At 59.3% G+C, this 21,160-nt stretch carries 14 protein-coding genes and 1 pseudogene; 5 read left to right on the forward strand and 10 right to left on the reverse strand.

What is annotated here, in order from left to right:
• Positions 1–2: 2 nt before the first annotated feature.
• From ACN2TU_RS16855 to acs (ACN2TU_RS16875), 5 genes are all read right to left on the reverse strand, one after another.
• The gene (locus ACN2TU_RS16855) at positions 3–1,646 is read right to left on the reverse strand and encodes a VC_2705 family sodium/solute symporter (protein WP_435156951.1); all 1,644 of its coding nucleotides are present in this window, start codon (positions 1,644–1,646) and stop codon (positions 3–5) included.
• Entirely contained in the window at positions 1,643–2,071 is a 429-nt protein-coding gene (locus ACN2TU_RS16860; protein WP_435156953.1) for a DUF4212 domain-containing protein, read from the reverse strand. The genes ACN2TU_RS16855 and ACN2TU_RS16860 overlap by 4 nt, the downstream gene beginning before the upstream one ends.
• A 51-nt stretch (positions 2,072–2,122) precedes the next feature.
• On the reverse strand, positions 2,123–4,111 hold the full coding sequence (gene acs / locus ACN2TU_RS16865; protein ID WP_435156954.1) for an acetate--CoA ligase: 1,989 nt from the start codon (positions 4,109–4,111) through the stop codon (positions 2,123–2,125).
• 159 nt (positions 4,112–4,270) lie between these two features.
• A complete protein-coding gene (locus tag ACN2TU_RS16870; protein WP_435156955.1) occupies positions 4,271–6,007 on the reverse strand; it encodes a bacterio-opsin activator domain-containing protein in 1,737 nt (578 codons plus the stop codon).
• A 139-nt stretch (positions 6,008–6,146) separates the two neighbouring features.
• Complete coding sequence (gene acs / locus ACN2TU_RS16875; RefSeq protein WP_435156957.1) at positions 6,147–8,081, reverse strand: acetate--CoA ligase; 1,935 nt, start codon at positions 8,079–8,081, stop codon at positions 6,147–6,149.
• 161 nt (positions 8,082–8,242) lie between these two features.
• Between acs (ACN2TU_RS16875) and ACN2TU_RS16880 the strand changes: the two genes are divergently transcribed.
• The 3 genes and pseudogenes from ACN2TU_RS16880 to ACN2TU_RS16890 all read left to right on the forward strand — a co-directional run bounded on the left by ACN2TU_RS16880 (position 8,243) and on the right by ACN2TU_RS16890 (position 10,871).
• Positions 8,243–9,271: an LLM class flavin-dependent oxidoreductase gene (locus ACN2TU_RS16880; protein ID WP_435156958.1), complete on the forward strand. Its 1,029-nt coding sequence runs from the start codon at positions 8,243–8,245 to the stop codon at positions 9,269–9,271.
• Between the two features lie 217 nt (positions 9,272–9,488).
• Entirely contained in the window at positions 9,489–9,638 is a 150-nt protein-coding gene (locus ACN2TU_RS16885; protein WP_435156959.1) for a DUF2080 family transposase-associated protein, read from the forward strand.
• Between the two features lie 3 nt (positions 9,639–9,641).
• A pseudogene (locus ACN2TU_RS16890) lies at positions 9,642–10,871 on the forward strand (RNA-guided endonuclease InsQ/TnpB family protein).
• Between the two features lie 58 nt (positions 10,872–10,929).
• Here the strand turns inward: ACN2TU_RS16890 and ACN2TU_RS16895 are convergent.
• From ACN2TU_RS16895 to ACN2TU_RS16910, 4 genes are all read right to left on the reverse strand, one after another.
• Positions 10,930–11,859 (reverse strand): hypothetical protein, encoded by a 930-nt coding sequence (locus ACN2TU_RS16895; protein WP_435156960.1) that lies wholly within the window; start codon positions 11,857–11,859, stop codon positions 10,930–10,932.
• A gap of 57 nt (positions 11,860–11,916) precedes the next feature.
• Positions 11,917–12,924, reverse strand: coding sequence for a DMT family transporter (locus ACN2TU_RS16900; protein WP_435156961.1), 1,008 nt, complete (start codon positions 12,922–12,924; stop codon positions 11,917–11,919).
• 213 nt (positions 12,925–13,137) lie between these two features.
• Positions 13,138–15,846 carry a PEP/pyruvate-binding domain-containing protein gene (locus ACN2TU_RS16905; RefSeq protein WP_435156962.1) on the reverse strand — a complete coding sequence of 903 codons (2,709 nt, stop codon included), beginning with the start codon at positions 15,844–15,846 and terminating at the stop codon, positions 13,138–13,140.
• A gap of 116 nt (positions 15,847–15,962) precedes the next feature.
• Positions 15,963–16,340 (reverse strand): fibronectin type III-like domain-contianing protein, encoded by a 378-nt coding sequence (locus ACN2TU_RS16910; RefSeq protein ID WP_435156963.1) that lies wholly within the window; start codon positions 16,338–16,340, stop codon positions 15,963–15,965.
• Positions 16,341–16,358: 18 nt separating this feature from the next.
• Between ACN2TU_RS16910 and ACN2TU_RS16915 the strand changes: the two genes are divergently transcribed.
• Together ACN2TU_RS16915 and ACN2TU_RS16920 are read left to right on the forward strand one after the other, a co-directional pair.
• The gene (locus ACN2TU_RS16915; protein ID WP_435156964.1) at positions 16,359–16,718 is read left to right on the forward strand and encodes a hypothetical protein; all 360 of its coding nucleotides are present in this window, start codon (positions 16,359–16,361) and stop codon (positions 16,716–16,718) included.
• 315 nt (positions 16,719–17,033) lie between these two features.
• The gene (locus tag ACN2TU_RS16920; RefSeq protein ID WP_435156965.1) at positions 17,034–19,454 is read left to right on the forward strand and encodes an alkaline phosphatase D family protein; all 2,421 of its coding nucleotides are present in this window, start codon (positions 17,034–17,036) and stop codon (positions 19,452–19,454) included.
• 88 nt (positions 19,455–19,542) lie between these two features.
• Here the strand turns inward: ACN2TU_RS16920 and ACN2TU_RS16925 are convergent, their stop codons facing one another.
• Complete coding sequence (locus ACN2TU_RS16925; protein ID WP_435156966.1) at positions 19,543–20,838, reverse strand: PQQ-dependent sugar dehydrogenase; 1,296 nt, start codon at positions 20,836–20,838, stop codon at positions 19,543–19,545.
• Positions 20,839–21,160: the final 322 nt, after the last annotated feature.

Here is a 21,160-nt window from a genome sequence, read left to right on the forward strand (position 1 = left end):
GGTTAGTCGTCCGCCGGGTAGTTCCCGCCCTTTGCATCGACGATGTCTTCCGCACTCTGCTGTTGCCCCATCGGTTCGGGGCTGTGACACTGCCGGACAATCCTTTTGATTCGCTCCGGCGGTTCATCAGTCACCAACGAGACACCAATGGTGACGGCGAACACAATGGGCGTCCCGGCGAGTGCAGCCCCGACTGCGGGGAAGATTTCGGCGTATGCGGGCACGAGTGGACCGGACTCGGTTGCGAGGATGAGTTCGTTGAATACGGCGCCCGTCCAGATGACGAGTCCGGTCGTCATCCCGGCGAGGGCACCCTGTCGGTTCGCGTTCTCCCACCAGAGCCCGAGGAAGAACATCGGGAACAGGACGAGACCGGCCAGCGAGAAGGCGAGCGCGACGAGTTCGCCGACCAACGCCGGTGGGTCGAGCGCAGTGACCGTCACGATGGCACCGAGGACGATGATGGTGGCGCGACCGACGAGGAGCTGCTGGCGCTGGGTCGCGTCGGGATTAATGATGTTCGTGTAGATGTCGTGGGCGGCCGCGGACGAGGCGGCGATGAACAGCCCGGCAGTCGTCGCGATTGCGGCGGCGATACCACCCGCCGCGATGAGGCCGACAAACCACGTCGGGAGGTTTGCGAGTTGCGAGGCCAGGACAACGATGACGTCACCCTCCGCACCGCTCATCCCGTTAGCCCCGTAGACGGGACCGACGTTGTTTGCGTAGAGATCCGTTCCGAACGCCGCGAAGGCAGGGGCGCTCAGGTACAGCAGGCAGATGAAGAACAGCCCCCAAACGGTCGACCAGCGGGCGGTTCGTTCGCTTTCGACCGTGTAGAACCGCACCAGCACGTGTGGCAGTCCACAGGTACCAACGATGAGCGAAAACGCCGTCGCAATCCACAGGTAGTAGCCACTCCCGCTGAACGGTTCGGTGAACTCCGAGTTGAGCGAGCCCAGCAACGCGCCGTACTCGATTTGCGGGAGGAACGTCGAATAGCCTTGCGTGTAGCCGACGACGTAGAGGCCAGCCAGAAACGCCACGATGAGGATGACGTACTGGACGGCCATGTTCTTCGTCGCGCCGAGCATCCCCGATAGCGCGAGATAGCCGACGGTGATTCCCATCATGAGGATGACCATGGTCGCGTAGTCGCCACCGAACACGTAGATGCCGACCAGTCCCATTCCGCGAGCCTGTCCGACCGAGTAGACGAACCCAATGAGAATCGTCGTCAGCGCGCCGATAGCACGCGCCGTGTCGGAGTTGAATCGGTCACCGACGAAGTCGGGCGCGGTGTACTTTCCGAACCGTCGCATCTGTGCGGCCATGAAGATGAGCAGGACGAAGTAGCCGGTCGACCACCCGACCACGAAAGCGAGGCCGTAGTAGCCCGACAGCGCGATGAGCGCGGCCATTCCGAGGTACGACGCGGCTGACATCCAGTTGGCACCGATAGCCATCCCGTTTTCAACGTTTCCGATGGAGCGCCCGGCGACCCACAGGTCTTCCGTATCGGCCACACGGAACGCGTAGCCGATGCCCAAGAACAACAGCAACATGCCCGAAACCATGGCTGCCGGGACGATCTTGAACGAGGCGTTAAGCGCGTCGGGAAGGAGTTTCAGCGGTGTCAACATCATTGCTCGACACCACCATCGGATGCCACCGTCTCAGTATTGGACGTGGGTTTGTTGGTGGTGTGGTCGATGCCGTACTTGCTGTCCAGCTGGTCACGCTTGCGTGCGTAAATGAACGAGAGGATGAGTGCACCGCTGGGTGCCCCCATCGCGGTCAAAAGGTAATGTAGCGGGAACCCGAGGACGGTGATGCTCGTCATCACGTCGGGCGCGAGAAACGTCGCCGTTACCGGCCCGAAGACAATGATGGCCCACGCGACGAACATCGTCCAGACGATTTTGAGATGGTCGCGCATGAACGGGGTCGATGGTTTGAAAATATTGATCTGTGCGTCAAGATAGTTGACATTTCTCCGACCGGTTTGGACACCGCCGTCCGTCTCGACGTCGGGGGTCGTCGCGTTATCGTGAGTACTGTTATCTGACATTGTTGATTGTGTCGTGATTGTCTTTCATCGTCGGTCAGTTTCGAACGGCGTTCAGTCGTCTCCGACCGTCGCTTCGATATCCCGTACAACATCCGGGTTGCGCAGGGTCGATGTATCGCCCAACTCCTCGCCGTTGGCGATATCCTCCAGCAATCGACGCATGATTTTGCCCGAGCGGGTTTTCGGCAGTTCGGGCGTGAAAACAATTTCTTCGGGGCGTGCAATCGGGCCGATGGCGTCCTCGACGCCCTCTACGATGCGCGAGCGAAGTTCTTCGCCGCCGTCGAATTCCTCTTCCGTGATGACGTAGGCGTAGACGGCCTCGCCTTTGAGTTCGTGGTTTCCACCGACAACGGCGGCTTCCGCGACGCCCTCCACGCCGACGATGGCCGATTCGATTTCCATCGTGCCGAGGCGGTGACCGGAGACGTTGATAACGTCGTCAACGCGCCCGAGAACCGTGATGTAACCGTCCTCGTCTATTTTCGCACCGTCTTCGGGGAAGTACACCCAGTCGTCGGGGTCGTCACTCTCCGTGTCCGAGTATTCGGCCCAATATTCGGAAATGAAGCGATCGTCGTTGTTGTACAGCGTTCTGAGCATCCCGGGCCACGGCTTGTTGACGGTTAGATATCCGGCCTTTCCGGGTTCGACTTCGTTGCCGCGCGTATCGACGACGCGAATATCGATGCCGGGAAGCGGTGGCCCCGCACTCCCGGGTTTTGCGTCCTTCACGCCGGGAAGGGTGGTGAGCATCATCCCGCCGGTTTCGGTCTGCCACCACGTATCCACTATCGGACAATTTTCGTTCCCGATGTGCGTGTAATACCATTTCCACGCCCGCGGATTGATGGGTTCGCCGACCGTGCCGAGCAGTCGGAGCGACGAGAGGTCATGTCTTTTTGGGTATTGGCTTCCCCACTTCATGAACGCCCGAATCGCCGTCGGTGCCGTGTACAGTTGGTCTACCTCGTACTCCTCGACGATTTCCCAAAGTCGGTCTCTGGTGGGATGATCCGGCGTCCCTTCGTACATCACGCTCGTCGTTCCGAGCGCGAGGGGTCCGTAGACGATGTACGAGTGGCCGGTAATCCAGCCGATGTCGGCCGAACACCAGTAGGTGTCCTCTGGCTTGATGTCCAGAACCGCTTGTGACGTCCACGATGCCCACGAGAGAAAGCCGCCCGTGGTGTGTTTTACGCCCTTCGGTTCTCCAGTCGTTCCCGACGTGTACATCAAAAAGAGCATGTCCTCGGCGTCGCGCTGGACGGGTTCCACCTTTGTGCCCGCCTGCTCGGCGACGAGGTCATCGTAGTCGAATTCTCCGCTCGCCATCGGATGGTCGTACTCGTCGCCGAGTCGGTCTACGACCACCGTCCGTACGTCGTGGTCTACGCCGCCGAGTCCTTCGTCGGTCTTCGCTTTGTGTTCGAGGGCGTCACCGCGCCGATAGTAGCCATCGCAGGTGACGAGGTACTCCGAATCCGCCGCGTTCATCCGGGTCGCAAGCGCGTCGGCGGAGAACCCGGCGAACACGACGCTGTGCGGTGCACCGATTCGCGCACAAGCCAGCATGGCAATCGGGAGTTCCGGCACCATCGGCATGTACAGCGTGACGATATCGTCCTCGCCGACGCCGAGGTCACGGAGCGCTGCCGCGAACTCGTTCACCTCGCGATGAAGGTCATTGTAAGTGTACGTTCGGTTGTCCTCGTCGGCCGGTTCGCCGACCCATTCGATAGCCGCTTCGTCACCTCGGTCTTCGAGATGACGGTCAAGGCAGTTCGCCGAAGCGTTCAACGACCCGCCCGTGAACCATTCGAAAAACGGCGGGTTCGAGTCGTCGAGAATCGTCTCGTACTCAGTCTCCCAATCGAGTAGATCAGCCGCTCGTTTCCAACAGTCCGGCCAGTTGCCCTCGAACTCGTCGTAGATGGCGTCATCTACGATGTTCGCTTGCTCAACGAACGACTCCGGGGGTTCGAATCGCTCCCGGTTTTCGAGACGTGCCTCGAGTTCAACGTTGTTAACTTCGGTCATGAACCAAGTTCACAAGACCCATCAGGGTATATAAGTGGTGAATCTAACTATCCAAACGGACGTATTTTACGCTCTAGAGCATCTAAACAGGACGTTTAGGAATTAATCGAACTTTTCAGGCCGTTCAACCGAGCTAATCTCACACACGAATTTAAGCAATTAGTGTCGTCGGGTGTCCGCCGATCGATGGTCGATGTCGTCGAACACGGTATCGAACACCTTCTGTTGGGCCTTCCGGAGATGGTTGTGGAGCGTCGGCGAGGAAACGTCCATCGAGGCAGCGAGTTCCTCCGCTGTACTCCCGCGTGGCCATTCGAAGTATCCAGCGAGGTACGCGGCCCGGAGCGCCGTCCACTGGCGGTCCGTGAGATGATCATGTACCGTTTGCTGGACGCTGACCGCACTTTGTGCAGGTTCGGAAACCTTGCGCTTCGAGTAGAGATCCGTCTCCGGAAACGATGTCTCGACGCTCTCGACGACGTGGCGGACATCGACGTGTTGTGAAAACACGCCCGAGACGTCGAGGACACCCGCCTCGACCGAGAGGTCACGGACAGTCCCGCCGCGTTCGACGAGCACCGTGGCGAGCGAGTCGCCCGAAACGACGAACTCGAAGAGGGCGTCATCTTCGTAGTCACGAACGAGACGAGCGTCGGTGACGGCGTCCGTGGCGGTCACACCTTCGAGAACATCGCCGACGGAGGCCCCGCTGGCCCGAACGAAGTAGAGCAACGAATGGTTCGCTATCGGAACCACGCCTTCCAGGGTGAATCGACAGTCGAGGTTGTTCGAGACGGACACGAGAAACACACCGGTATCCGTACTCCGTAACGAGAGCATTACACCGGTGTCCGCCAAGAGGAGGCGTTTGCGCGTAATCGACGTAATGGTTCTGCCAACTCGTCGACCGATATCCGCGAGTACAGTTCGGTCAGTTGCTCGAATCGAATCGTCGGCAACGCAGAGCAACCCGTGAACGGTTTCGCTCGAACGGAGCGGAGCCACGGCAAATGCACACCGAGACAACGGCCCATCGACGGACACACTTTCGAGAACCGTCACGTTGTTTCCGTCCGCTGACGCGTCAATCCCGTCGAGAACGACGCCGGGAACCGTAGCATCGGCTTGCATGGGGATGGCGCTCTCCCGTGGTGAGCCATCCATATCGCAAATCCAGACGGCGCGATAGACCTCGGTGAGATGGTCACAGACAATAGTTTCTACGTCTTCGACCGTGGATGCCTCTGCGAGTGTCGCTCCCAACTCCCCGATGCACCTGAGAAGCTCGGAACTATGCGAATCCACGTGGTCGGTGTCGTGTTCAGCACCGCGAACGTCAGGACTCGATTGCTGGCTCGTGAAGGCGTCGATGATTGTAGTCGTGGTTGGCGTGTCGAGATACGGAGAGAGGCTTTCGAGGCTCTTCCATCCGCCGACGACCTGCACTACGTGCGGGTCGATTCCCTCCTCGACGAGGCACCGCCACGCGAAATGCTTGCGGAGGTCGCGGCAGGTGATATCTTGGAGACCATCGACGCGGTCAGACACGTCGCTAACCAGCATCTGAACGCGACGGGACGACACGGGGATAAACGGGTCACAGCGAGAGACGTCGTTCGCAGCGCCGAACTTTCGAAGGTCGTGTGCGACTTCGGGTAGGACGTACGCTTCCCGGGTTTCGCCGTTCCCCTCTGGAACGGTGAGAAGGAAGGAGCGACCGCCGGCGCGGTCGCCTTCTCGGAGGTCGGCGGGACGTATTCGAGTCAGTTCCGAGGCACGAAGTCCAACACGGCCCGCCAGCGTCACCACGAGGTCTTCACGGTAGGTTTCGGTTCCGCGGCGGAGATGTTCGAACTCCGGTGTCGTCAGATATTCCGTGTTTCTCTCGCCACGCATCCTGTTTCGTATTTTCTCAACAAACCGAATAAAACTTCGGTAAGCATGGCCTGCATACGAGCACTTTCCACGAGATGTCGGGAGATGAAATCCAAATCATCGGTAATACTCGTTTCGGATATTCATCGAAATACGAAATCTACTCGTCGAGGAGCGATTCGAGTTCGCCAACGACCTCCGGATTCCGGAGTGCGCTCGTATCGCCGAGATCCTCGCCGTTCGTGATGGCTTTCAGGTATCGTCGAACGACCTTGCCCGACCGCGTCTTCGGCAGGGAAGGTGTGAACGTGACGGTCTCGGGGACTGCGATAGGCCCGATGGCTGACTCGACCGCGCTTCGGACGCGCTTGCGAAGTGCCTCGTCGCCCGCAACGTTCGACTCGGGACTGACGAACGCATGGACTTTCGAACCCGTTACCGTGTCCGTTCCGCCGACAACGGCGGCCTCGGACACCCCGTCGGCACCCACGATGGCCGATTCGATTTCCGCGGTGCTCAAGCGGCGACCCGAGACGTTGAGCACGTCGTCGGCCCGCCCGAGAAGGTGAAAATAGCCGTCGGCGTCACGAATGGCGTTGTCACCGGTATCGTACTGCCACTCGCCGTCCACGGTTCCGGTTCGACGGGCACCCCAGTCCGTTTCCGTACACAGCGACCGGGCCATTCCCGGCCACGGTTGCGTGAGGACTAATCGTCCGGATTCCCCGATCGCGACCCGTTTCCCCATTTCGTCCACGACCGCCGCTTCGATACCGGGCAGTTCCCGACCGACAGCGCCGGGTCGCATCCGGTCGGCACCGGGGAGCGTCGAAAGGACAACACCACCCGTTTCGGTCTGCCACCACGTATCCACGATCGGACACTCGCCGCCACCGACGTGCTCACGGTACCAGTGCCACGCCGTTTCGTCGATGGGTTCGCCGACCGTGCCGAGCAGTCGGAGCGACGAGAGGTCGTGTTGTGCCGGATATTTGCTCCCCCATTTCATGAACGACCGGACGGATGTCGGTGCGGTGTAGAAGACATCGACTTCGTTGCGTTCGATGACTTCCCAGAGTCGGTTCTTCTCGGGATGGTCCGGCGTCCCTTCGTACAGGATGGTTGTCGCACCGCAAGCGAGTGGACCGTAGACGGCATAGGAGTGGCCAGTAATCCAGCCGACGTCGGCCGAGCACCAGTGTGTGTCCTCCGGATCGAGGTCGAACACCGCGCGACTTGTCCAGGTTACGTGTGCGAGATAGCCACCGGTGGTGTGTCCGACGAGCGTCGGCTTGCCCGTCGTTCCGGACGTGTAAATGAGAAAGAGCAAGTCGTCGGAACCGCGCTCCACGGGGGCGACCTCGGCCCCTGCGTGGTCACGAACGAGTTTCTCATATGAATGGTGGTCGCCGACTGAATCGCCATCGGCGAGCCGGTTGACGACGATCTGTTCGACTTCCTGTCCGACGGAGAGACAGGCATTGTCGGCTTTGCCCTTGAGGTAGAGTGCGGTGCCACGACGGTAGTAGCCGTCACAAGTGATCAAGTACTCCGAGTCCGCGCCGGTCAACCGGGTTGCAAGCGCGTCGGCGGAGAATCCGGCGAAAACGACGCTATGGGGTGCACCGATTCTCGCACAGGCTAACATTGCGATGGGAAGTTCCGGCACCATCGGCATGTACAGCGTCACGACATCGTCCTCGCCGACCCCGAGGTCGCGGAGCGCTGCCGCGAAGGAATTCACTTCGTCGAGGAGTTGTCGGTACGTGTACGTTCGGGATTCGCCCAATTTTCCCTCCCACGTCACGGCCGCCTCGTCGCCACGACCATCCCGGACATGGCGGTCGAGACAGTTGTACGAGGCATTCAGCCGACCGCCGGGGAACCAGCGCGTGACGCCGTCGTCGTCGAGCACCGCATCGAACGGACGATTCCAGTCCAGTAAATCGGCGGCACACTCCCAGCACGCTGGCCAGTCCATCTCTCGGAGTGCGTCACCATCGGCGGCGGTAACGTTAGCCCCGTTGACGAACGATATGGGCGGCGTCTCCCACTCACGCTCGTCGGTCGTCTCGTCGCGACTGCCGTTGACCATTCGGTTCGACGTTTGCGTAAATAGACAAAAACGTTTGCCTGCTCGAGTAGCCGAGCGAGCAAATACTCGATGGCCACTCCGCTCTCATCGAGATGGTCACGTTCGCAGCAAGAACCTGCAGTTAGCCAAACCGTTATCCTTCACAGTCCCCGACACCGAATATGAATCTCTCTGTCGTCGATCTCTCGCCGGTTCCCGACGACGGCACCGCGACCGACGCCTACGCGAATACCGTCGAAACCGCACAACAGGCCGAACGACTCGGTTACTCGCGATTCTGGGTGGCAGAACATCATGGGATGGCGGACACGCTGGCGGGAACGACACCCGAGGTGCTCCTCGGTCACCTCGCGGCCGAAACCGACTCGATTCGGGTTGGCTCGGGAGCAGTGTTGCTCAACCACTACAGCCCGTTCAAGGTCGCCGAACAGTTCGGCGCACTGGACGCGCTCGCCCCCGGCCGTATCGATGCTGGACTCGGCCGGGCGAACGGTTCACCGGCTGCCGACCAAGCCCTCGGAACGGAACGCCACGTTCAAAATCCCGACGAGGATCATTCTGAGAAAATCACAGCCGTCGTCAACCACCTCTACGACGACTACCCCGATGAGCACACCTACAGCGACCTGCAAATTCCACGCTCGAATGCGGAGCCACCGGTTCCGTGGGTACTCGGGTCGAGTCCGTCGAGTGCGGCTATCGCAGGGGAACTCGGGTTGCGGTACTGTTTCGCGGCGTTCATTCGACCCCAGTTCGCCACCCACTCGTTCGAGGAGTATCGCGAGCACTTCCGGCCGTCATGGCTGGCAGGGAGCAGCGACGAGCCAGCGGGAATGGTCGCGGTGAACGCAGTCTGTGCCGAATCCGACGAGGAAGCGGCGCGACTTCGAGCGGTAGCTGAGGCGTCGTACAAGCGAATGCGACGCGGCGTCGTCGGTACGACGCCGTCCATCGAGGAAGCCATCGGCGAACTCGGCGGTGTTCCCGAGCCAACGCCTGCCACGCTCGATTCTGACGAGTGGCCACGGGCGATTTCCGGGAGTCCGGAAACACTCGCCAGCATCTTGGAGCAACTCACCGACCGAGTCGGCGTCGACGAGGTCATGATTCAGCACGTCGTCGCCGACCACGACGACGCGCTTCGTTCCCACGAACTACTGGCCGACGGCGTTGGACTCACGTCTCGCTGACGAGTGTCCGTGTCTGCTGAATCAAACGGTTACGCGACTGATGCCTATTAACTGGACTTAGGCGCTAAGTCCCCTTCCTCAAGGAGCAACGCAGGGAGTGAAGCGACTGAGTAGCGCAGTAGGGAGGGGATACAGCGCCGCACAGTTCTCAACCACCTACGACACCCAGCCCACGGGCCCACTACTACATTTATGTCTAGCCATGATCTATACATCGATGATGGATAGGTTTGAAATCGAAGGCAAAGAAGTCCTTGATGGGACTGCAAAACCGTCGGGAAATAGCGCCCACGTCATTGTTCCCAAACGCTGGCGCGGAGCCGACGTGAAAGTCGTCCGTGTTTCCGAACCCAATTCAGACGAGTAGACCATGCAGTACAACTACAAGTATCGGCTCGGCCCACCAGAAGTCCTCCGCGAGGAACTCCGTCACCACGTCGATACTTGTAGGCAACTGTACAACCACGTTCTCTACCTGCTCAACGAGTCAGACGACATTCCCGCCCGCTACGAGGTACAGGGCAAACTTCCCGACCTCAAAACGTGGTGGGATGATCTCGGAGACATTCACTCGAAAGTCCTCCAGATGGTCGTCAAGCGCGTCTACGACAACCTCTCCACGCTCAAAGCATAGAAGGAGAACGGACACGCCGTGGGGATGCTCAAGTGGAAACGTCCCCGAGACTATCGGTCGCTCACCTACAACCAGTCCGGCTTCAAACTCAAGAATACGAGTGGTCGGCCTGTTCTGTGGTTGAGCAAAGTTGGTGAGATTCCGATTTTCCTCCACCGAGAAATCCCCGAGAACGCGAGTCTCAAACAGGTCACGGTCAAACAGGAACCAACGGGCGAGTGGTTCGCCACGTTCGGCATCGGCATGGACAAAGACACTCCCGAGACACCTAAGACGCCGGAGCAGGTCGTTGGCATCGACGTGGGGCTTCTCAAGTACGCTCACGACACCGATGGATATGCCATCGAGAGTCCTGACTTCAGTGAGGAACGTGAGAGAATCGAACGCGCCCAACGTGCCCTCTCGCAGAAAGAACACAGCTCCAAAAATTGGGAGAAACAGCGGACTGTCGTGGCTCGACGGCACGCTGACCTAAAGAGAAAGCGGCGAGACTTCCTCCACAAACTCTCGAACTACTACGCCCGCGAGTACGACCTTGTGGCAGTCGAAGACCTCGGTGCGAAAGGGTTGGTCGAACTGCCGGGTAACTCGCGGAACCGAGCAGGCGCGGCATGAGGGACGTTTCTCAGAATGCTCGAATACAAGTGCAAGCGAGAAGGGACACACTTCGTCGCGGTTGACCCGAAGGACACGACGAAGGAATGCGCGTCCTGCGGTGTCAAGACGGAGAAACCGTTGTGGGTTCGTGAACACTCGTGCCCGGCGTGTGGGTTTGAGGCTGAAAGGGATGCGAATGCGGCGTGGAACATTCTCTCTCGCGGTCTTGAAGAAGTAGGAGTGGTTCACTCCGAATCAATGCCTGTGGAGACTGCGCTCCCTGTGGAGACGTCCGTATCTGCAAAGCGCGTCGTGGAAACAGGAAGCCTCACCCTCAAGGAGCGAACGGTGTCAGCCGTGAGCGAGTAGGGTGGGGTAGTTCACCTGCGATTGATCACGTCTTGGTCTGACCGTTGACGGGTAGTGTTCACCGAGTCCGCTGGTGAATTTGTGTGAAATACCACTGAGAATCGTACTGAGCGAGCAATGCGAATTCGCCGTCGCTCATACGGAGTTGGTCAAGGAGGTCGGCGTACGGCTCCGAGTATGGTTTGCATTCGGAATATCCATCTTCGATTGCTCGGGTGACGATCTCTCGTTGCCGACTCGTGAGGCTGTCGAGTACGACACCACGTTCGTCGCGGACGTGCTCAAAAAATCCCGACGACGACTCAGCGACGCGTTCAGTCATCACGGTCGTACTCGTAATCTGGACTGTTCGTTCTTCCTCGAATTTGAACCGCAGCACTGTGCCTTCCCACTCGACGTACTGAACGCCGGTGTTCGGTACGAACATCGATTGCTCGCGCACCGCATCGTGTTCATACGCGAAAACCACCGAGAACGAGGTAAAATGTGGAGCGTGAAGTTTTTCCTTGTTTCCGATCGCGCTATGTATCGACTCGCGATCTTGGGCAGGTAAATCGGGAAAGAAACGGACGGTATCGTCATTCGAGAGGGTCGAGTCATCGATTCCAATTTTGACCGCGTATTCGTACCCGGTTGTCTTCGTCCGGTCGTGTTCAGTAGTCGTGACCCGATAGTAGCGTGGTTCCGAACCCGCGGCGACGTACTCCGTCCGTAATTCCGGGGAATAGTAGCCGCGTGAGGTGGCTTTTCCAGTATCGAACGCGTCCGAAACCACAGTATCGGTGGCGTACGGAGCGCCGTTAACAACTGAACTGAACTCGTTCGAAACGTGGGCGTTAGTAACTTTTTGTAGAGAAACGTCCATGTCCTCTGTACACGAGTTTGTTGGAGACGATGGTGTGAGACAGCCAGCGACAGCAGCAATACCCGAAACGCCAACCATGTGAAGCGCTTGCCGTCTGGAACTGTCGAATGGAAGGCGTTTCATACGAAAATGACATTTTCCCGAATAATAAACATAATGAATTACGGAAAGAACGCCAGTTCATCCCCGCGGAGCGGATTCACAAACGACTTCCTCGTCCTGTTCGGGCGGAGCGGGCAACCCTCGCAGTCTCCGAATTTCGGATTTGAGGTTTCGCCGTTCGACGAGGGCGAAGCCGATGACGATGATTAGGAAGCCGGAAACGGTTCGAAGGGGAATCACCTCGCCGAGAACGATGGCGCCCACGCCCGTCGCCACAAGCGGAACCGTATAGCTGATCAGGTTCGCTCGAACCGGTCCAGCGCGGTCGATGAGGCCGTAATAGGCGGGGAAGGCGAGTGCCGTCGCAGGCACCCCGACCCAAAAGACGGCGATGAACGTTCGAATCGTCGGCGTGGCGTCTCCCGGTGATTCGCCCACCAACATGCTTAGACAGTGTACCAATCCAGCAGCCAGCACGAGTGCCCACGCCGTCATGCCCAAGCCAGGAATCGAGCGGTCGGTTCGGCTCAAAAGAACGCTTCCGAACGCTGCCGCGACCGCAGCGCCGCCGACGAGAGTGACACCGAGGACGGTGGACTCGCCGCTGGTGGATACCGAATTCAAACCGACGATGACAGCTACCCCGACCAATCCGAGCAGGATACCAACCATTCCGATGGGGTCGAACCGTTCCTCGGGCAACAACACCAGTGCGAACAGGGGTGCCACGACCGGGACGAGACTGAATACGACAGCGGCAGTCCCCGTCGTGATGTATTGCTGTCCTGTAAAGAGGAGGGCGGCATTCAGCCCTGATAAAAAGAACCCGGCGATGGCGACGGCCATCAGGTCGCTTCGAGTGCGTGGCCGCCAGTAGCCACCGCGCCAATAGACGTATGAGAGAAGGATGGCTGCCCCGATGTCGTAACGCAACGCGGCGAACAGTATCGGTGGAATATCGACTAAACCGGCTTTGATACCGACGAAGGCGGTGCCGAAAGTCAACGAAGTGATTATAAATAACAGCAGTGTTCGGCGGCCAGGGTTCGCGTCAGTTTCGATTGAACTCCCACTTGCCGCACTCATACTCTTCGTACGGTCGGTGAGCGCTTAACAATGCTGAGGAGGTCACCGCGCGTCCAAATCAGAACAAGAACTCGACTGACACTACTCCTGTGCATTTATTAGAGCCGATGAAGGAGGTCGTTCGATTGGATCGGTCACGGTTCGTCGAGTGCTGTCACTCGTTTCGTTGGTGAAGTCACGGATCCGTGGATGTGTTTCACCGGAAACCACGCACTACTCACGGTCGATGCGTTCGACGATACCACGTTTGCCATCGACCCGTATTCGTTCACCCGTTCGAATCGTCGTCGTCGCATCAGGGACGGATGCGACTGCCGGAATGCCGTACTCGCGGGCGACCAACGCCCCGTGTGTCATTCGACCGCCAACCTCCATCACGAGTCCGGCAGCGTTCAGAAAGAGGGGCGTCCATCCGGGATCCGTCGAGGGTGCGACGAGAATTTCGCCCGTCTCTATCGTCGCTTTGGCCGGGTCACGGACGACGCGTGCGTGTCCCTCTACGACGCCCGCGGAAACCGGCGTCCCGGACAGTGCACCCTCCGGTCGGTCATCGTCACTTTGCGAGGGTTGTTCGCCCTCACTCGTAAGTAGCGGTGGGGCGACCATCGCTGCATATCGTTCGTGGGCTTGCCGCCGCGTTGTCACATCGACGGCCATCTCATCGCCCGACAGCAGGGCAAGCAGTTCAGGCTTGCGGAGATACCAAACATCGTCCGGCTGGTCGAGTACGTTCTCGGCAGCGAGCCATTCACCGGCCTCCGACAGGACATCGTGAATGGTCGCGAACAGGTGGGAGACGCCCTGTTTGGGGTACTCACGGAGCTGGATACCGCCGCGGTAGGTTCGAATCAAGCGTCGAACGACCGTCTGCCGAATCGATCCGAACAGTCCGTGGTCGGCGCGTGATTCGAGTCGAGCGGCAGCCGTTTCGGCGCGTCGCTGAAGTTCGGAGAGGTGGGTACGATGCCCGCCAGCACTTCCGTGTTCGACGTTGCTCCGTATTGTTCGCAGAAGCGAGGTAGGGTTCGTGTGCCACCGCGGACGGCTCAGATCGATCTCGCCCGTCGCTCGGTGCCCGAACTCGTCGAGAAACGCCTCGAACGCGGTCACGAACTCCTCACCACCGGGTTCGTCCTCGATCGATGCCATCGATGCACCATCCGCGAGTCCGTCGATAACAGCCGGATGTTCGCGAGCGATATCGGCGAGTTCACCCAATTGCTGGTTCATCTGGGTTACGACCTCGAATTCGAAGCCCTTGCCGATCGCGTCGATCTCGTAAGCCATGTCGGGGAACCATCGTCGGAGGAGTTTGCCGGCCACGATGGCCGCAGGGAGCGAGGTCATTCGCGGAAGCACGTCGCTCAGCACCAGCAGGATGTCGAACTCGTTAAACGCGCGGCGGACGCGTTCCGCACGGGAGTCGGGTCGCCGGATGCTCGCTGCGAGGTTTCGACCCCACGTTTCGACCCAGGCTCTATCTGCGCCGAGATTCGGCGGGCCGAGGACGAACGACCGAACGAATCGCAGCGTCGCCCGTGGTGCGGCCGAGCGAAGCAGCGGGAATCCCCGTCGAACCGTTCGGGCGAGCGCCAACAGACCGTCTCGTCGGCTACGTGGCGAGATATCGGCACGCCGTCGCTCTAAAAGCGCCACGAGACCGTCCGCTGCGGGTTCGCTGAGCGCGGAAACCGCGTGGAGGATCAGTCGACGAACTGGGGCGATACGTACCATCGGCGTCAAATCGATGTAGATACGGTCGGCGGCTTCGGTCGCAATTCGGATCCCAGCATCGGCGGGAAGTACTCTTGCTGCACCGTTGTTCAGAAATCCGCGCCAGAAATCGACCACCAACGGCGGTAACGCCTCCGCCATCGCCTGCTGATGACCGAAGCTCAGATAGACGTGCAACGATTCGTCCGTCGGCGGTGGTGACGGCACCGGGAAGAGCGTGGTGATCGGCCGAGATTGCAGGGCGATGAACTTGCCATCTACTAGCGCCCACTCGATATCTTGCGGACTATCGAACTCCTCCGCAACGGCGTTTCCTACCCGGACGAGTGCTCGTAGTTGCGAGTCGGAGAGCGCACGTGCAGTTCGTTTTTCCGACGAGATACTGACTCGTTCAGTGCCGCCGCTCTTCGCTCCACCTGCGCGGATAGCGAGTGACTTTTCGCCGATGTCGTAGGAGAGTATCTCGCCCGACAATCGGTCGATACGGGCGTTATCGGCGGCCACCTCTCCAACGACGATGGATTCGCCGAGTCCGTAGTTCGCATCGACGGACGCGACGCGTCGGTTTCCGGTGAGCGGATCCGCCGTGAACAGTACGCCAGCAACGTCCGGAGAAACCATTTCCTGGACGACGACCGCGAGCGCCACGTCGTGTGAAATATCGTTTCGAAGCCGGTAGGAGACGGCCCGATCGGTGAACAAACTCGCCATGCACGCCCGAACGTTCGTGAGAACGTCGTCCGGCGAAACGCCCAGGAACGTCTCATGTTGCCCTGCAAACGAGGCGCTTGGGAGGTCTTCCGCGGTTGCGGATGACCGAACCGCATACGCCACCGCGTCGATGTCGTTTAGCGCGTCCTCGACGGCGTCGCGCACGGCATCCGGAAACGATTGGGCTTCGATCCGTGCCCGAACCGTGGCGCTGTTGTCACTGATCTGTTCCATATCCGTCGGGTCGAGCCCGTCCAATTCGTGGATTGCCGCTCGAACGGTCGGCGTATCGATAAGCGTCCGATAGGCAGCAGTCGTCACGCAGAATCCCGCAGGAACCGTGAATCCCACCTCGACGAGGCGGGCAAGGTTCGCGCCTTTGCCACCGACCAGGTCATGACTCAGTGAGTCAGCATCCCCCAATATCGTCACGAGTGGGCGCTCGTCAGAATCCGATTGCATCCTCCGTTTCGTCATCGTTCGTCTCCCATGCTCCTTCGTGTGCCTAGCGGATGACGTTTCTGACAGTTCGATTCGTCACTCTTCCCAAATCCGAAATGGACATCGACGCTCCCGAGTGAATTGGAAAGAGGTCAGACGACCGAGAGTGTTTCCGTCAGGTCCCCGACGGAGAGCCAGTACTCGCCTGTATCGACGACCAACTCCCCGCGAGCGAACACGTCGCCGAGCACGGTCGCGAGCGGCAGAATCGACGACCGAATATCGACACGAGCGGTTTCGCCCGCTTCGAGCGCGACGCGCTCAAAGCCGACGACGACTTTCCGTGGGTAGAGCACTTGTCCGTGGTCACGGCCGCCGTACACCGGAATAACCGTTTCGCCCGCTCTGTCGCCGGTGTTACGCACCTCGACGGATACGGTTATGTCGTCCGTCACGGCGCGCTGTGCTAGTTTTGTGGGGTGGACGGCGAGGTCGGTGTATTCGAAGTAAACGAATCCAAACGTTCTCACTCACGTTACATCTAGTCAATGACGGAAACCGATGACGTCCGGAGAATTACGGCTGAACTCACGGTCATTACGTTCAATGTCCTCGAAGACGTGAGATTCTCCATGGTTGAGAAGTATCGCTTCGACTTATTGCCGAACACGAAACTCTGTTACAGATACCTACAAGCAGGCCTTGGTATCATTCTCCTCACGTTTATTACGCTGCTCGCTGTCGTCCTGTTCCCGACAATCGACGAAACGTCGCCTGCTATCGGCGTCCTCATCATGCCATCCCTGTTCGTCGGGCTCGGCCTGATTTTGTTCGGAATCGGAACCCATCTCCACATCATACACCTCAACATCGTACGTCAGCTAAGCGACGATGAACTCCGGGAATGATTCGCGAACCGCCGCTCGATAACTGGATAGCACCACGTTCCGGCGATGCAGGAATACGCTAAACGAACTCCACTACGACGTCATGTGTGGAACCAGGCTTTCGACTGGTTGCGATGGTGGCAATTGAGATCCGTCGTGACTGAACTCCCATGCATTTACCGATGAGTGACGGTTCCATTGGTTCTAAAAAATCTACAAATAGCTAATAGCTCTGCGAGAGAGCCCTTTGTGGGGGGAAATCAAATGAGGGAATACTGGCCTTCGCCACCAGCGACATCACAGTTTGTCCGGGCCGGACGGCGACAGTTTTTAGGCATGATGGGGGGCAGCCTCCTGGAAATCCCCGCACGAACCAAACCGACAACCCACAGTCTTCAATCGTTGGAAACACTTCGAGAACAGCGGCTAGAGCCAGTCGCACCGCTCCAGCGTGGTGTCACTCGTCCCTGGATCGGCCCCGCGTTCTGGGGTAACCGCCTCCAGGATTGGCGACTTCACGACGGCCGAATTGAATGTGTCTGTGACGATTCGAATCGCGAACTCCGAACGGTGGGCATCCTCACCCGACACCTCGTCGCGGGAACCGTACCGGGCCATATCTCCGTCCGAACGGGAATCGCGGGCAACGCAAACCGTGATGGCTTTTGCGGCCTGCTGCTCGGCGTCGGAAACCAGTCACTGGATTACCGCGCCGCGGCACTGGCACAACGCGGGTCGGGTACCGACGGCGGGTTCCTCTGTACGTTCGAACGGGACGGGGGCGTACGATTTCGTGAGCACACCGACGAAAGGCGGCCGCTTCGGTTTGCGGAACTACCGTCGAGGAAAACGTATCCGCAGGGAGGCCCCCGCAGACAGGATGCCGATCAACGGTACCAGCTCAATGTCGATATTCTTCCCGAGCGGGACGACCGTTTTACGGTTCACGTTTCAGTACGAGAGCATCCAAGCGGCGTCCGAATCGCGAGCGCGACACGCCGAAACGTTCCCGGTTCGAATCTATCGGGCGGCATCTCGCTCGTCTCCTCACCACCCACCAACCAGCCCGGAGCACGCTGGTGGTTCGATACCATCCGAACGGGTGGGGCAAAGATCGCAGAATATCCGGAACGAACGTTCGGACCGATCGCCGGCACGCTCTACTCAGTGAACGAAACTGAACTCCGTCTCACGGCACAACTCATGCCGGTCGGCGAGACCGAGTCCCGAGCCGTCCAGTTTCAGTACAGACCGGCAGACGGGAACCATCCGTGGCGCATCGGCGATACAACTGCCCTCAAACAGGGATACACGGCACCGTTCCGACTCGACGAGTGGGATTCGACTCGCAGTTGGGAGTATCGAATCGTGTACGACCCGCACCTAGAAATGCGGACTGACCGACAGGTGAGAGAGCAGTCCTATCAGCAGTCCGAATCGCGAGCCATCTACAGGGGACGAATCGCTGCGGACCCCGGTGAAAACACGTCAGAACTCACAATTGGCCTCTTCAGCTGTGTCGCCCCCACCGCTCGATGGCTCGAAGCGGGTTCCAGCAAGCTCGACCTCCCGCGAGGACGGAAACTGGGGAGATACACGCACGAAAACATCTACTTTCCCTACACCGACCTCATTGAGAACTCGCTGGCGCACGACCCAGACATTCTGGCGTTCGTCGGCGACCAAATCTACCAGAGCAATCCGACAAAGAAAGTCGATTCGGAAGTGCCGATGCTCGACTACCTCTACAAATGGTATCTCTGGCTGTGGGCGTTCAACGACCTGACGCGGGATAGACCAGCAATCGTTTTGACGGACGACCACGACGTGTACCAGTCGAACCTCTGGGGAGAACGTGGAAGGGCCGCACCGTCGAACAGAATCCGGCTGGGTGGATACGCCCGCGCAGCAGGATTCATCGAACTCGTCCAACAGACACAGTGCAGTCACAATCCGGATCCGTACGATATCGCCCTCGTCCGACGGGATATCTCGACCTACTACACGGCGTTTCGCTACGGCGGTGTCGATTTCGCAGTCATTGAGGATCGAAAGTTCAAAACGAGTCCACACGATCGACAGCTTCCGAATGACGAGCGATTGTTGGGAAGGCGCCAAACCAGATTTCTGCGACGGTGGGCCAACGACGAGAACGCGAGTGCGGCGCGTATCTGTTTTATGCAGACGACGCTCGCAAGCCTCCATACGACGCCCTCGGGACGGCCCGAACAAGATTACGACACGAGTGCATACCCGAAGCAAGAACGTGATGCAGTCGTGGGGCTGTTGCAGGACGCGGGAGCGCTCTCGCTCTGTGGCGATCAGCATTTGGCGACGCTGGCTCGGCACGGCATCGAGACGAATACCGACGGTATCGTGCAGTTCGCCGCGCCGGCCTGTGCCACGCTCTATCAGCGATGGTTCGAACCGAACACCGACCTTCCGAACGGCACTGGCACGCCGCACACGGGCGATTTCACGGACGCGTTTGGCAACAGAATCCGGATGCTCGCGGTCGCCAATCCTAAACTATCCTTCGAGGAGTTCACCCGTCGAAAGACCGGAACGAGCAATCATATCGGCGACCGACGGCTGAAACGGGAAGGATACGGCATCGTTCGCGTCAACCACGAAACGGACGAATTCGTCATTGAATGCTGGCCGTACGACGAGACGCCGACAACGCACAATCCTCGGCAGTTCCCCGGATGGCCGTACCGTCTTCGCTTCGACAGCGTTCGGGGAGAAGACTCGTGAACCGCCTCGGGGTCAAGCCCCGAGGCACTCGCCTTGCTTATCTGTAGACTCGAACTGGTTGCGATGGAGTTAGTTGCTTCTCCCCCGGTCAGACGGCAATCAGGCGATGGAAACCACCGCCGTCCACTCCGATAGCGAGGACGTACATCTCGCCGTCGCCGTCGCGGCCGAACGACAGGACGAGACCCAACTTGGTCGTATCTTCGTCAACCACGTCTAGCAGTTCCGTCGGCCAAAGCCCACCGTCATCGGAACGCGTCGCGGCGAACAACCGGCCGGCCGCCTGATAGTCACCAAAAATATACGTTCCATTCAGTGCCGGAAGCGTAGCCCCGCGATACACGCAGCCACCGATAACCGAGACACCGCTGACGCCCGCACCGGAATGCGGATACTCGATAATCGGATCGATGAGTCGTTCGCCGCTCCGAGCGCCCGCTGGTACCCTGTTCGAACAACCGTCTTCGAGGCAGTGTGTACCTTCCTTGATCTTCCAGCCGTAATTGCCACCGTTTTCGACCAGATCCACCTCCTCGTACTGCGTCTCGCCGACATCTCCGACGAAGAAGTCGGGGCCATCGAAGGACATTCGCCACGGATTTCGGAACCCCCATGCGTAATGTTCATCAAGGCCATCGGTGCCCACCAACGGGTTGTCTTCGGGAATCGCATACTGCTTCCCGTCCTCTCGACCATCGACATCGATGCGGAGGATACTCCCGAGCAAGTTCTCCGACACGTCTTGGCCGGTACTTTGAACGCCGATACCGCCACCACCACCGCCGCCGTCCCCGACCGCCACGTACAGATATCCGTCCGGCCCGAATCGAATCGCACCCCCGTTGTGATTGCTCTCCGGTTCGGGAATCTCCAAAACGGTTCGTTCGGAGTCACGCACTGCCCGCCTGCCATCTGGGGATACCGTGAAAGAAGCGAGGACGAACGTGTGACTGTAATCGGGTGGCGTTCCCGTCCGGCGGGGTGCGCTGTATCGGACGAACATCCGACGGTTTGCTGCGAAGTCAGGGTGCAGTGCGATACCGAGAAGTCCCTTTTCGCCCTCGAACTCAATGGCGTCGCGCAAATCGAGGAACAACTCGTCGCGGCGGCCGCTCGATTCGTGAACGTAGATTCGACCGTCCTGGTCGGCGATATACCGCCGGTCGGCATCCGGGGCGAACGCGACATCTACCGGTACCTGCATCCCGCTGGCGAGCGTTTCGAGACCGATTGCAGGTGCATTTCCGCTGGCCGCATCCGCCCCGACAGCGCGACCAGTATCTGCCGGACGGCCATCCGTCGCTGTCGCGACCGATCCGATACGTCCAATGGTTCCCCCTGTGACGCCGCCAAATATGACTTTGAGAACCCCCCGTCGTCGCATGGCTGTAATAAGTGTCCAGACCCCAAAAGAAGAGCGGCCGACGGAAGGTTAGCCATCGGTACGGCGTAACGATTCTCGACCCGTTACCCAAGTGAAAATCTCGATGTAATGCTGGCCGCTCCCACGACGAAAACCGTTAGGCGTGGAGCCAGGCAGTCGGATGATTGTTTCGGAGATGGTCGTGATACCATTTTATCGCCTTTGGGTACGTCGAACTGATCATTTGCGAACCACAGTGTCTGCAACGGGCAGCAGGCATACGGTAGCCTCGAAGATGGGGGTCATAAGGGTTCGCTTCTCGGTAAACTGCGAGCGACAAGTT

It is taken from the genome of Haladaptatus marinus (assembly GCF_051194195.1).